12 protein-coding genes are annotated in these 13080 nt (G+C 65.8%); 1 reads left to right on the forward strand and 11 read right to left on the reverse strand.

The window, feature by feature from the left end:
• The 10 genes from AC07XS_RS13410 to folE all read right to left on the reverse strand — a co-directional run.
• Positions 1-588: hypothetical protein (locus AC07XS_RS13410; protein WP_182714865.1), on the reverse strand; the 588-nt coding region annotated here is incomplete at its 3' end.
• A 90-nt stretch (positions 589-678) separates the two neighbouring features.
• On the reverse strand, positions 679-1293 hold the full coding sequence (locus tag AC07XS_RS13415) for a hypothetical protein (RefSeq protein WP_152950700.1): 615 nt from the start codon (positions 1291-1293) through the stop codon (positions 679-681).
• A 33-nt stretch (positions 1294-1326) separates the two neighbouring features.
• The gene (locus AC07XS_RS13420; protein WP_182714864.1) at positions 1327-2856 is read right to left on the reverse strand and encodes a UbiD family decarboxylase; all 1530 of its coding nucleotides are present in this window, start codon (positions 2854-2856) and stop codon (positions 1327-1329) included.
• Positions 2857-2864: 8 nt separating this feature from the next.
• Positions 2865-3527, reverse strand: a complete 663-nt coding sequence (locus AC07XS_RS13425; protein WP_182714863.1) for a Pr6Pr family membrane protein — start codon at positions 3525-3527, stop codon at positions 2865-2867.
• A 15-nt stretch (positions 3528-3542) separates the two neighbouring features.
• Complete coding sequence (locus AC07XS_RS13430; protein ID WP_182714862.1) at positions 3543-4385, reverse strand: aldo/keto reductase; 843 nt, start codon at positions 4383-4385, stop codon at positions 3543-3545.
• Positions 4386-4420: 35 nt separating this feature from the next.
• Entirely contained in the window at positions 4421-5305 is an 885-nt protein-coding gene (locus AC07XS_RS13435; protein ID WP_182714861.1) for a serine aminopeptidase domain-containing protein, read from the reverse strand.
• Between the two features lie 57 nt (positions 5306-5362).
• Positions 5363-5704 carry an MmcQ/YjbR family DNA-binding protein gene (locus AC07XS_RS13440; protein WP_182714860.1) on the reverse strand — a complete coding sequence of 114 codons (342 nt, stop codon included), beginning with the start codon at positions 5702-5704 and terminating at the stop codon, positions 5363-5365.
• Between the two features lie 30 nt (positions 5705-5734).
• Positions 5735-7561 (reverse strand): gamma-glutamyltransferase family protein, encoded by a 1827-nt coding sequence (locus AC07XS_RS13445; RefSeq protein ID WP_182714859.1) that lies wholly within the window; start codon positions 7559-7561, stop codon positions 5735-5737.
• A 125-nt stretch (positions 7562-7686) separates the two neighbouring features.
• Positions 7687-8121, reverse strand: a complete 435-nt coding sequence (locus tag AC07XS_RS13450; RefSeq protein ID WP_054766227.1) for a biopolymer transporter ExbD — start codon at positions 8119-8121, stop codon at positions 7687-7689.
• 172 nt (positions 8122-8293) lie between these two features.
• Positions 8294-8908, reverse strand: a complete 615-nt coding sequence (gene folE / locus AC07XS_RS13455) for a GTP cyclohydrolase I FolE (protein ID WP_054766226.1) — start codon at positions 8906-8908, stop codon at positions 8294-8296.
• A gap of 105 nt (positions 8909-9013) precedes the next feature.
• Here folE and cysS point away from each other — a divergent pair, with 105 nt between their 5' ends.
• The gene (cysS, locus tag AC07XS_RS13460) at positions 9014-10465 is read left to right on the forward strand and encodes a cysteine--tRNA ligase (RefSeq protein ID WP_182714858.1); all 1452 of its coding nucleotides are present in this window, start codon (positions 9014-9016) and stop codon (positions 10463-10465) included.
• Positions 10466-10624: 159 nt separating this feature from the next.
• Here cysS and AC07XS_RS13465 read toward each other — a convergent pair whose 3' ends face one another.
• Positions 10625-13015 carry a TonB-dependent receptor gene (locus AC07XS_RS13465; RefSeq protein WP_321208136.1) on the reverse strand — a complete coding sequence of 797 codons (2391 nt, stop codon included), beginning with the start codon at positions 13013-13015 and terminating at the stop codon, positions 10625-10627.
• Positions 13016-13080: the final 65 nt, after the last annotated feature.

Here is a 13080-nt window from a genome sequence, read left to right on the forward strand (position 1 = left end):
CGGGGATGGGGCGGGGGCGGCGAGGGTCGCCGGCAGGCAGGCCAGGATCAAATAGATGGCGACGTGCAGGCCCAGCAGGATGGCGAAGGTCCGCCTGCTGCGCGTCAGGGCCGCCGGAACGACCAGCACCAGATACAGCGGATAGGCGATCGCATAGTTGATCAGCAGCAGGGTCGCACCCGGCTTGCCGAGTATTTGAGAGATTGAGACCGCCACCATCAGCGTATTGGCCACGGTGGTCAGGATCAGCACGATCCTCTTGTTGCCCCAGAAATGATCGTCCAGGTCCATGCCGTCGACGATCTGATGCGGAAAGACCAGAGAGGCCGCGATGAAATAGACCATGGCGATCGCCAGGCCGATCACCAGCATGCCGTAGCTGAACGGGGCGTCTCGGAAGGTGTGCCAGGCGGCGTCCCAGAAGGTGGCGATGTCCAGGCCGACGAACAGGGCCAACAGGGGCGTCAGCCAGCCGATGCGCAGGGTCTTGCGATGCTGGATCGCCGCAGCCAGGCCCGTGGCGATCACCGCCACCGACAAGCCGAGCGCCAAGCCATAGAAACTGAAATAGAATTCGAACGCGCTCACCTGTCCCCCGATCTGACGCCACGCCCAGATATGGAGTTATCGCGCTTGTCTTGGCAAGCGCGCCTCGGCGGCCGATCCGCGATCGGCGGACTATTCCTTCGCCACCAGGGACCAGCCGCCCTTTTCAACCAGGGGCGCCGCAGCCCGGCTGATGTTCAGGCCGTAATAGGCCAAGAGCGCGATCAGCGCCGCCTTCACGATCCAGGGGCGGCGCGCCAGGGCGGCGATCAGCGTCAGACCGGTGAACAGACTCACGCCGAACCAGAAGAACCAGCTCTTGGCCACCAGATGCAGTTCGCCCTGGGCGGCCGCGACGCCGACGATCAGGCTGGCGACAATGACATTGGCGCTCAGCAGAAGCAGAAGGATGGTGCGCTTGTTGCGCCAGAAATGGGCGTCCAGATCCTCGACCTGATCCTCGTCACGCGGAAAGACCAGGGTGGCCGAGATGTAGAACAGGCCTGCGATCACCAGGCCCAGCATCAGAAGGGCCAGATTGAACGGGGCGGGGCGGAAGATGATCCAGGCCTGGAACCAGAAGGTGGTCACATCCAATGCGGCGAACACCACCAGCAGCGGCGTCAACAGGCCGAAGCGCGGCCTTGGATTACGGTTCAGCGTCCGCGCGAACCCGCCCAGCAGTTCCGCCACCGACAGGCCCAGGATCAGCCCATAGAAGCTGAAGAAAAATTCGAACGCGCTCACATCGCCCCCTCGGCGTGAATCAAGGCTTCCGCCCTATTTCCAGATCGACCTCTTGTCGCCGGGCAAGCCGAGCGTGTCCCAGATAGCGTCGATCCTTTCTACCACCGCCTGGTCCATCCGGATCTCCTCGCCCCATTCGCGCTTGGTCTCGGGCGGCCATTTGTCCGTCGCGTCCAGGCCGATCTTGGAGCCCAGGCCGCTCTCGGGGCTGGCGAAATCCAGATAGTCGATCGGGGTGTTCTCGATCACGGTGATGTCGCGCGCCGGGTCCATCTTGGTCGAGATGGCCCACATGACGTCCTTCCAGTCGCGGGCGTCGATGTCGTGGTCCACGACGATGACCCATTTGGTGTACATGAACTGGCGAAGATAGCTCCAGACGCCCAGCATCACTCGCTTGGCGTGGCCCGGATAGGCCTTCTTCATCGACACCACCGCGATCCGGTAGCTGCACCCCTCGGGCGGCAGCCAGAAGTCGACGATCTCGGGGAACTGCTGGCGCAGCAGGGGGATGAAGACCTCGTTCAGCGCCTCGCCCAGCACGCTGGGCTCGTCCGGCGGCCGTCCGGTGAAGGTGGTCAGATAGATGGGGTCACGCCGCATGGTGACGGCGCTGACCTGGAAGACCGGGAACTTCTCGACCGAGTTGTAATAGCCGGTATGGTCGCCATAGGGGCCTTCGTCCTCGAACGCGTCCAGCAGGACGTGGCCCTCCAGCACGATTTCGGCCTGGGCGGGGACCATCAGCGGCACGGTCTTGCACGGGACCAGCTCGGCCTTGGCGCCGCGCATCAGGCCCGCGAACTGATATTCCGACAGGGTGTCCGGCACCGGGGTCACCGCAGCCAGGATGGTCCCCGGATCGGCGCCCAGGACGACGGCGCAGGGCAGGGGCTCCTTGGGCCGGGCCTTCTTGTGCCGCGCATAGTGTTGCGCCCCGCCGCGATGGGCCAGCCAGCGCATGATGGCCCTGTCCTTGCCCAGCACCTGCATCCGATAGATGCCCAGGTTGAAGTCGTCCTCGCGGTCCTCGCTCGGCCCCTTGGTCACGACCAGGCCCCAGGTGATCAGGGGCGCCGGCTCGCCGGGCCAGCATGTCTGAACGGGCAGGGCGGTCAGGTCGATCTGGTCGCCCTTCAGCACCACCTCCTGCACCGGCGCCTTCTTCACCGTCTTGGGCCGCATCGACATGACGGTCTGCGCCAGGGGCAGCATCTCCATGGCGTCGCTTAAGCCGCGCGGCGGGGTCGGGTTTCGCAGGAAGGCCAGCAGTTCCCCGACCTCGCGCAGCTCGTCCGCCGTCGTGCGGTTCTTGCCCTCCAGCGTCACTCCCATGGCGACCCGTTTCACCGTGCCGAACAGATTGGCCAGGCAGGGGATGGGGCTGATCGTCCCGTCCGGCATGACCGGCTTTTCGAACAGCACCGCCGGGCCGCCGTTGCGCAGCAGCCGGGTCTGGATTTCGGTCATCTCCAGCACGGTGGAGACGGGTTCAGACACCCGCACCAGCTCGCCGTCGGCTTCCAGCTGGTCGATGAAGTCACGCAGGGATTTATAGGCCATGGCTCCGCCTAAAGCGCCGGGGCCGAACTGTCACGCCTCGTTCGACTTAAGACCCGGTCCATCCCGACCAGCGCCGATCCGATCAGCAGGAAAAAGACCAGCAGCCCGCCGAAAGTCGCCAGCACCCGGCCCAGCCCCAGCGCATCAACATTGACGAACCCATAGGGCCACCAATGGGTGGCGAGGCCATGACCCAGGGTCCATGCGCCGAAGATCAGCGGAAATCCGAGGGCCTTCACCGGGTCGATCCACCGCAACGCGCCCCTCGGCGTGAACCACAGCCAGTCCAGCAGGAAGGCGGCCGGCATGACGTAGTGCAGCACCAGATTGACGGCCAAGGTCAGCCCCTCCGGCCGCCAGTAGGGGGCGATCATGAAATGATACACCACCCCGACGATCAGAATATAGGTCGTCACGGCGGCGCGGAAGGTCGGCGACGCCGTCCAGCGGGCCAGGGGCCATGTCGGTTTCAGCAAAGGCCCCGTCAGGGCCAGGGCGACCAGTATATTGGTCAGAATCGTGAAGAAGCTGAAGTACTGGACGGTCCGCGTCGCCACCGCCCAGCCGTCCGCCGGCCCCGCTATCAGCAGATACTGCAGCGCCAGCGCCGCCCAGCCGATGACGGCGAAGGCGGCGCGCCACAGACGCGGCCGATCTCTTTCCCGCAACATGCGCGCCTCCTCTGATCAGGCGGCGGACTTGTCCCATTCGTAGGCGGGGTCCAGCCAGTCGCCCAGCCGTTCGCCCCGGTCCAGAGCGTCCATCCGCTGCATCTCCTCGTCCGACAGTTCGAAGTCGAAGATGTCGAAATTCTCGCGCGCCCGGCTTTCCTTCGTCGTGCGCGGAATGGCGATGATCCGGTTCTGGATCAGCCAGCGCAGGGTGACCTGGCCGTTGGTCTTCCCATGCGCCTGAGCAATGTCGGAAATCGTGGCGTCCTCGGCGATCTTGCCCTGGGCCAGGGGCGACCAGGCGGTGATCGACGACCCCAGCTCAGCCGCCGTCGCCACCAGCGGATCAACGCCCAGATAGGGATGGTGCTCGACCTGATTGGTGATCAACCGCGCCTTGGACAGGGCCTGGGCCTGCCGGAATTCCTTGGACGGGAAGTTGGACAGACCGATGTTGCGGGTCAGTCCCTTATCCTTGGCCTCGTTCAGCGCGCCCAGGGTCTCTTCGAAGTTCGGCGTCGGCTTGGGCCAGTGCAGCAGCAGCAGGTCCGGCGTGGTCCCCAGGCTCTCGGCCGATTCCTCGGCCTGTTTCAGCAGGGCGTCATGGGTGAAATGCTCGACCCAGATCTTGGTGGTCAGGAAGATGTCCTCACGCGGCACGTCGGAATCCCGGATGCCTTCGCCCACCGCCTTCTCGTTCTTGTAAATCCAGGCCGTGTCGATGTGGCGATAGCCGATCCGCAGGGCCTCGGCGACCATCCGGCGCGCGTCCGCCGGCTCCAGCTGCCAGGTGCCGAAGCCGAGCAAGGGAATCTCGACGCCGTCGACGCTGAGGGTGGGCTGATCGCCATAGGCCATGGGGGGAACACCTTCTTACTGGGGGAGCCGAACAGTTAGGCGCCGGGTCCAGCCTTCGAAACCCCCGCGTCGAACCAATCCAGAATTTCCTGCCACAGCGGCTCCAATCCCTTGCGGAAGGCGCCCTCGTGGCCGATCCGTCGGGCGCCATAGTCGCCGGCCCGCCTTACGACGATCTCGGACGGGGCGTTGGGATAGGCCTTCAGCAGGGCCGCCCCTGTGCCAGGTGTGGCGATGGGGTCGTCGGGAAAGATCCAGGACCGGATCGGCGCCCGAACCTTGTCGAACCCCTGGGGATCAAGGGCGCCGGACCTCAGCTCGTCCAGGAAATAGGCGGGCTTCAGGCACCACCGCTTCCAGGTCTGGAACACCCCGCGCGGCAGGTCGGTCCCCCGCCACAGCCGGCCCGCGCGGATATAGCCGTGGCGGCGCAGCTGGCGGGGTCCGAAACCGAACCAGAAGAACAGCTCCATCGGATTATAGGTTCGGTGGTGTCCGCCCCACCATCCGGTCCCGACCGAGACGAAGGCGTGGCGGGCGATCTCGCCCTGGTTGGACATGAAGCCGACGAAATGACCCCCGACGCTGTGTCCGACATGGAAGATCGGCAGGCCCGGCGCCGCCTTCTTCAGAGCCTTCAGCGCCGCCGGCATGTCCAGCCGACCCCAGTCGGGATAGTCCATCTCCATGGCCGCCAGATCCTCGGGCCGCGACCCGCCGATGCCGCGATAGTCATAGGTCAGAACCACGCCGCCCCGTTCGGCCATCCACCGCGCGAACCGGGCGTAAAAGCCGCGCGGAAATCCCGTTCCGGCCGAGACCAGCACCGCCATTCTCGGCCTGTCGCCCCGAAACAGGGTCGCTTCCAGCGGCCAGCCGTCCTCGGCCTTGATCGACCGGTCTTCGACCGTCAGCCCCATGTCGTTTCCGTCCGTTGCTATTTTCAACGGACCCTGACTTATTTCCCCGACGTCAGGTCAAGCCGCGTCATGGGCCTTTGCCAGGCGCTTCGGCGCGACCTTGCGCCACCGTTTCCACAGCGCCGCCTTCAGCCAGACGGGATCGACATGGGCGATGCGGGCCAACACGATCGGATAGTCGCGGTAGTGGTCCGTGAAATGAAAGGCGTCGGGGTCCATCTCGATCAGCAAATCCCGCTCGTCCAGATTATCCAGGTGCACCACGATACTGTCGTCCAGCTTCGGACGCAGCCAGGTGAAGAACTTCCCCGCCACCTTGAACGACGGTTCCCCATAGGAGACGCCGTCCTCGACGCCGGGAAAGGACAGCAGCAGAGCACGCACCTCTTCGTGGGTCATTTCCGAACGCCAATCTCAATAGGCCCAACCTCAATAGGCCAGGGCGATCCCGTCCTTGCGCATTTCGGTCGCCGCGCCATAGGTCCAGCGCCCGCCCGGGTTCATCTGCTTCATCACGTTCTGATAGCCGCCGAAGCCGCCGTCCGGCTCGCCCAAGGTCCAGCCCATGGCCCGCAGCTGCGCCTTGGTCGCCTCGGGCACGCCGCTCTCAAGGTGCAGCACTCCGGTTCCTTCCTGCGGCTGGCCGGTCGGTTCCGACGAGCCATAGTGCTGCCAGCGCGGCGCATCACCCGCCGCCTGGGGCTCCAGCCCATAGTCGACCATGTTGATGATGATCTGGGCCTGGCCCTGGGGCTGCATGGCGCCGCCCATGACGCCGAACGCCATCCAGGGCTCGCCGTCCTTGACCGCGAAGCCAGGGATGATGGTCTGGAACGGCCGCTTGCCCGGCGCATAGATGTTGGGATGGCCGTCGGTCAGGGCGAACAGTTCGCCCCGGTCCTGGAACATGAAGCCCAGCGGTTCGGAGCCGTTGTCGGGCGCCAGGCCCGAACCCATGCCGCGATAGTTGGACTGAATCCAGCTGACCATCATCCCGTCAGCGTCGGCGACGCTGAAATAGGTGGTGTCGCCGTGGTGCGGGGCGTCGCCCGGCATGACGCGGTCCATGACCCGATCGGGCCGGATCAGCTTGGCCCGCTCGGCCGCATAGGCCTTGGAGTTCAGCCATTCGACCGGCGTCTTGGAGAATCGGTCGTCGGCGAACCAGCGCGCCCGGTCCTCGAACGCCAGCCGCTTGGCCTCGGCCTGGACGTGCAGAGAGGCGGCGGACTGGAAGCCCATGGATTTCAGGTCGAACTGTTCGCAGATGTTCAGGATCTGGTTGGTCGACAGGCCCTGGGTGTTCGGCCCCAGGCCGAAGACGTCCACCCCGCGATAGTTGGTCTGGATCGGCTCGACCCATTCGGTGTGGTGGGCCGCCATGTCGGCGCGGGTCATCCAGCCGCCGATCCGCTTGAAATAGGCCTCGATCTGGTCGGCGATGGGGCCGTCATAGAAGGCGTCGCGTCCGCCCTCGGCGATCATCCGCAGCGTCTTGCCCAGGAAGGGATTGGCGAAGACCTCGCCCACCTTGGGCGTCGCCCCGCCCGTGGCCCAGATGCGCTTCCTGTTGTCGTGCTCCTCGATCGGGATCCGCGCCCGATCAAAGGCCGCCATGTTGCGTTCCAGATAGTAGGCGATGACCTGCGGCACGGGCACGCCCTGTTCGCACAGCTCGGCGACCGGCAGCAGCACATCCTTCCACGGCAGCTTGCCGTAGCGCTGGTGCGCGCTCCACCAGGCGTCCACCGTGCCCGGCACGTTCACCGTCACCGCGCCGTAGCGGGGCAGATAGCCGTCCACAGCCCGGGAACGCGCGATCTCCAGACTCAGGCCCCGCGGGCTGGGGCCGGACCCGTTCAGCCCGACCACCTTCTTCTGCTTCGGATCCCACAGCATGCAATAGGCGTCGCCGCCGATGCCGTTGGCCACCGGCTCCAGAAAGCCCAGGGCCGCATTGATGGCGATGGCGGCGTCTATGGCCGATCCGCCGCGTCTCAGGGTGTCGATTCCGATCAGGCTGGCGGTCGGATGGGCCGTCGCCGCCGCCCCGTTCATGCCCCAGACGGTTGAGCGGCCCGTGAACCTGGGTCCCGTGACCCGATCTCCGATGCCGATCCCCGCATAGGGATCAGCCGGACGGGCGGGGGAGGGGGCAGCACCCGCCGCCTGTCTCGCCTCGGTCCCGGTCGCGGCCAGGGCGCCGGCGGCCAGGGTTCCTGCGGGCAGGGCGGATAGGAAGGTGCGACGGCGCATGGGCGGACTCCTCGAACAGCCGGGGCTTATCAAGTCTGCCTCTGGCGCGTCCGACAAGCTTCACCGCAAAGAAAAAGGCCGCGCCCCTTTCGGAACGCGGCCCTGATCCTGGATAGACCCAGGTCCTATTCGATGTCTTCGTTCAGCAGGCCGACCTTGAAGAAGCCGTTCTCCTGCATCTTGTTCATGACTTCCATGAACTGCGAATATTTCACTTCCGGCTGGGCGCGGACGAAGACGCGCTCTTCCTGGCAGGCGCCGCCGCCCAGGGCGGTGCAGACGTCGGCGGCCAGATTGTCGATCGAGGATTGTTGGTCGGCGATGAACAGCTGACCGTTTTCCTGGATGGTGATGTACACCGGTTCCTTCTCTTCGGTCGGATTGGTGGGCGGCTGCGCCGGCGGCAGGTCCAGGCGGATCGAGACCGTCGCCATCGGCGCGGCGACCATGAAGATGATCATCAGCACCAGCAGAATGTCGATGAACGGCGTGATGTTGATATCCGCCGTCTGTTCGATGGTGTGCTTGTCCCCGCCGGAACCACCGATCTTCGCAGCCATGCACCGTCTCCGTTACTCGCCGGCCGTCATATGCGCCGACATTCCCTATGGATCGCCCGAAAGCTTGATCGGTTCTTGGCGTTCCGATCGCCGCTTGTAAAGCGCTTCTAAACGATCGCGCCTTCCTGCACGTCAATTATATGCGACAGCCATATGCGACAGGGTCGCCGGCTCAGCCCTTCGCCAGCTTCAGGAAACGCTCCGCCAGGGCGGGATCGGACTTGAAGGCGCCGGTGAAGCGGGTCGTGACGGTCGAGACGTGCCGGTGATGCACGCCGCGGGTGGTCATGCACTGGTGGGCGGCGTCGATCATGACCGCGACGCCCTTGGGCTGAAGCTGCGATTCGATCGCTTCGATGATGTCGTTGGTCAGGGTTTCCTGATTCTGCAGCCGCCGGGCGAAGATCTCGACCACCCGCGCCAGCTTGGAGATGCCCACCACCTTCTCGCCGGGCAGATAGGCGACATAGGCCTTGCCCAGGAAGGGGGCCAGGTGGTGCTCGCAGTGGCTCTCCACCTCGATCTCGCGCAGGATGACCATGTCGTCATAGCCGGTCACGTCCTCGAAGGTGCGGCTCAGCTCCTTGGCCGCGTCGGCCTCATAGCCGTCGAACCACTCCCCATAGGCGTCAACCACCCGCTTGGGCGTGTCGATCAGGCCTGGCCGGTCGGGATTGTCGCCGGCCCAGGCGATCAGGGTCCGCACCGCCTCCAGCGCCTGTTCGCGGCTGGGACGCTGCACAGCCGCATCGCTGACGAGGACGGGTTTGGCGGGGGTGACGCTCATGGACTGGATTTCCGGCCGGCGCGGGCGAGGGCGCCCGGTTGTATCTCAGGCCGCTATATGGGACGGACCCTCCGTCCTGCAAGAAAACCTGCCGAAGACCGCTCCATGCCGCTGCACATCCACGACACCCTGCACCGTGAAAAGCGCCTGTTCGAACCGCGCGATCCGAACCGGGTGACCCTCTATGTCTGCGGCCCGACGGTCTATGACTACGCCCATATCGGCAATGCGCGCCCGCCGGTGGTGTTCGACGTCCTGGCAAGGCTGCTGCGAAGGCAGTACGGGGCGGACAAGGTGATCTACGCCCGCAACGTCACCGACGTGGACGACAAGATCAATCAGAAGGCCGCCCGCGAGGGGGTGCCGATCGGCGAGGTCACGGCCCGTTACGAGGCCGCCTATCTGGCTGACATGGCCCTGCTGAACGTTTCGCCGCCCGACCTGGCCCCCCATGTCACCGACTATATCCCGGCCATCGTCGATCAGATTCAGGCCATCATCGACGCCGGCTGCGCCTATGCGGCCGAGGGGCATGTTCTGTTCGACGTCTCGGCCTATCCGTCCTACGGCGCCCTGTCGGGCCGGAACCTGGACGACATGATCGCCGGCGCCCGGGTCGAGGTCGCGCCCTACAAGAAGAATCCGCACGACTTCGTCCTGTGGAAGCCGTCCAAGCCGGACGAACCGGCCTGGCCCTCCCCCTGGGGCGAGGGGCGTCCAGGCTGGCATATCGAATGCTCGGCCATGATCGAACAGACCCTGGGCCTGCCCATCGACATCCACGGCGGCGGCGTCGACCTGGCCTTCCCCCACCACGAGAACGAGATCGCCCAAGGCGTCTGCGCCCACGGCTGCGCCCACGCCGAGAACGCCCACGACCACTACGCCCGCTACTGGATGCACAACGGCTTCCTGACCGTGGACGCCGAGAAGATGTCCAAGTCGATCGGCAACGTCCTCTTGCTGCACGACCTGGTCCAGTCCATGCCGGGCGAGGTCGTCCGCTGGGCCCTTCTGTCAGCCCACTATCGCCAGCCGCTGGACTGGAACCAGGGACTGTTGGAACAGAGCCGCAAGAATCTGGACCGACTCTACGGCGTCCTGCGCGACGCCGACGCGGCCCTGGCCGACTTCGATCCGGCCACGCTGGACGAGGCCGAGCTGGAGCTGGCCGAGAACGCGCTCGATCCAGTGCTGGACGCGCTGGAGGACGATCTCAACACGCCGGGCGCCATAGCTCAGCTCTTCGGGCTGGCGAACGCCCTGCGCGATCTGCTCAATGACGCCGAGGCCGACATCAATGACGTCGCCATGGCTCGCTGGAGCCTGAAAGAAGCCGCCGGCCTGCTCGGCGTGCTGTCGCTGACGCCGGACGCCTGGTTCGAGGGCGGTGATCCCGCCCTGAAGGCCGAGGTCGAGGCCCTGCTGGAGCAACGCGCTGCGGCCCGCGCCGCCAAGGACTGGCCCGAGGCCGACCGCATCCGCGACCGCCTGAACGAACTGAACGTCGTCGTCATGGACGGCCCCGATGGCGCCGCCTGGCGGCTGAAGGGGTAAATCGTCCTCCCTCCCGTCACCCTCGGGCTTGTCCCGAGGGTCCACCTCGATACCGTTCGAAACAGAAGAGGGGCGCACGATCTGTGCGCCCCTCATATGTTTTGAATCAGCTCGATCCGTAGCCCCTCAGGACAAGCCCGAGGGTGGCGGAGTGCTGGATCAATACCGCGCCCGCAGCGTGATCCCCACCGTGCGCGGATCGCCGGGGTTGCCGATCACCAGACCCGAGTTGCCCGACTGGACGCTGACGAACTGCAGATAGTCCTCGTCCAGCGCATTCTTGACCCAAAGCGACGCCTCCCAGCCGTTATCGGCGCGGAAACCCGCCCGCAGGTTCAGGATCGTATAGCCCTCGATCTCGGTGTAGCGAGAGACCGAGGCGTCGGAGTTGTAGGTCGAGCGGAAGCTGGCGTCCGCCCCGCCGTAGAACTGACCCGGCAGGCCCAGGAAGCCCCCGTTCCCGTGCACTTCGCCGCCCGCCGACGCCGCCCAGGGCGACACACCCGGCAGGCCCTTGCCCGACAGGTCGCAGGCCACGGTCGAGGTTCCGATCCGCTCCAGCGGGCAGGGGCCGTTGGCGAAGGAATCGTACTTCGCATCGGTCCAGGCGACGTTGGCGTACAGATCCAGGTTCTGCTTCGGCCGCGCCACGGCGTCCAGTTCAACCCCCTGGATCACCACCTTCTCGGCATTGGCCAGATAGCCCCGCAGGGCGCCGGGACCGCTGTCGACCACATTGGCCTGATAGTCCTCCACATCGGTGCGATAGGCGGCCAGATTGGCCGTCACCCGCCGGTCGAAGCCCTGCGTTTTCAGCCCCAGCTCATAGGTCGTCACCACCTCGGGCTTGACCACCGCATTGGTCAGAGACGGCTGGCCGCTCGGCAGGTTGGGGATGCCGGCCATGTTGATCCCGGCCGACTTGTAGCCCCGCGCCGCGCTGCCATACACGAGGACATCGTCGCTGAAGTCGTAGGACAGCGAAACCTGACCCGACAGGTCGTCGTCCGAGATTTCGGCGTCATAGGCCTGGGGCCGGGCGATGCCGAGCCTGCGCGAGATCAGGGTGGCGTCCGTCGTGACCAAGCCGCCGGTCGTCGTGGCCGCATAGGCTCCCGACTTCTCCTCGTAGGTGTAGCGCAGCCCTGGCGTCAGGTGCAGCCGATCGGTGATGTTCCAGGTCAACTGGCCGAAGACGGCGTAGGAATCCGTCTCGATCCGGCTGTCGTTGTACACAGTATAGCCGTCCAGCAGGGCGTTCGGCAGGCTGGGGCTCAGCAGCCAGTAGGTGGCGTCAGCCCCGTATTCCGTTACCCCGTGCGTCTCCACCGCCTGGTGGAAGGCGTACAGGCCCCCGGTCCAGTCGATGCGTTGGTTCCCGTTCGAGGACAGGCGCAGTTCCTGGCTCCACTGGTCCTGCCACGACGGGTTGGCCGACTGCCGAACGATGTCCAGCGCCGTATAGTCGCGGTCGTTCTGCGGCCCCCAATCCCACGCCCGCCAGGCCGAGACCGAGGTCAGGGTGGCCCAGCCGAAGTCGTAATCGACGATGGCGGAGACACCGCGATGGATCTGATCGGCCTGAATGCCGCTGTCGACGTCCGCCAACCGGTCATAGGGATTGGTGCTCGCGGGGGCGTAGCCGCGCCCGGCCGCCAGGGCGGCGAACTGCTGGGCGGCGGGCTTCAGCGTCTGGCCTGCCGTCACATAGACCTGGGTGCAGCATTCCGGCGTCAGGTCGGCGTAGTCGGCGAACAGCCGCACCCTCAGTTGGTCCGTCGGCTGGAACAGCAACTGGCCGCGCAGGCTGATCGAGTTCTGGGAATTCTGCTTGGTTCCGGTCGTGACATTGTCCAGCACCCCGTCGCGCCGGGTCGAGACCACCGAGAACCGCCCGGCGACCTTGTCGTCCACAATGGGGCCTGAGACGCTGGCCTTGGCCTGCAGGAAGCCATAGTCGCCGAAGCTCAGCTCGGCCTGGCCCTCGGGCGTGAAGGACGGGTCGCGGGTGGTGATGTTCAGGGCGCCGGCGGTGGTGTTCTTGCCGAACAGCGTCCCCTGCGGTCCGCGCAGGATCTCGATCCGGTCCAGATCGACGAAGTCCAGCGTCGCCGTCGCCGGCCGGCCGTAATAGACTTGGTCCACATAGATCCCGACGCCCTGTTCCAGCCCGTCGTTCGCCAGGCCATAGCTGGCCCCCAGGCCCCGGATGGTGATGGCGGTGTTGCGCGGGTTCGAGGTCAGCAACTGCACGCTGGGGGCCAACTGGGTGATCTGGCCGACGTTGTAGGCGCCGGTCCTGTCCAGCAATTCCTCGTTCACCACAGTCAGGGCGATGGGCACGTCCTGCGCCCGTTCGTCCCGCCGACGTGCGGTGACGACGATGTCGCCCAGGCTGGCGGTAGTCGGGGTGGCGGACTGTCGCGCCTGCGTCGAATCCGCAGCGGCGCCCTCCGCCTCCGCCAGGGCGACGGCGGGTACGCTGAGGCAAGCCGTCATGGCCGCAACCGAAGCCAGAGTGCGGGCGGACGCCCTGGTGACGACAGACATGTTCCCCTCCTGTGATCCGAAGGGAATGCGCCCTAATTAAATCTACTAATCAACTAGGAATTTCT

Source organism: Brevundimonas sp. GW456-12-10-14-LB3, from assembly GCF_059424365.1.

Excerpts from the sequence above, each read along its gene's own strand:
- AC07XS_RS13420 (WP_182714864.1), bottom strand. The coding sequence starts at position 2,856 with ATGGCCTATAAATCCCTGCGTGACTTCATCGACCAGCTGGAAGCCGAC.
- AC07XS_RS13425 (WP_182714863.1), bottom strand. The coding sequence starts at position 3,527 with ATGTTGCGGGAAAGAGATCGGCCGCGTCTGTGGCGCGCCGCCTTCGCC.
- AC07XS_RS13430 (WP_182714862.1), bottom strand. The coding sequence starts at position 4,385 with ATGGCCTATGGCGATCAGCCCACCCTCAGCGTCGACGGCGTCGAGATT.
- AC07XS_RS13435 (WP_182714861.1), bottom strand. The coding sequence starts at position 5,305 with ATGGGGCTGACGGTCGAAGACCGGTCGATCAAGGCCGAGGACGGCTGG.
- AC07XS_RS13440 (WP_182714860.1), bottom strand. The coding sequence starts at position 5,704 with ATGACCCACGAAGAGGTGCGTGCTCTGCTGCTGTCCTTTCCCGGCGTC.
- AC07XS_RS13445 (WP_182714859.1), bottom strand. The coding sequence starts at position 7,561 with ATGCGCCGTCGCACCTTCCTATCCGCCCTGCCCGCAGGAACCCTGGCC.
- AC07XS_RS13450 (WP_054766227.1), bottom strand. The coding sequence starts at position 8,121 with ATGGCTGCGAAGATCGGTGGTTCCGGCGGGGACAAGCACACCATCGAA.
- folE (WP_054766226.1), bottom strand. The coding sequence starts at position 8,908 with ATGAGCGTCACCCCCGCCAAACCCGTCCTCGTCAGCGATGCGGCTGTG.
- cysS (WP_182714858.1), top strand. The coding sequence starts at position 9,014 with ATGCCGCTGCACATCCACGACACCCTGCACCGTGAAAAGCGCCTGTTC.
- AC07XS_RS13465 (WP_321208136.1), bottom strand. The coding sequence starts at position 13,015 with ATGTCTGTCGTCACCAGGGCGTCCGCCCGCACTCTGGCTTCGGTTGCG.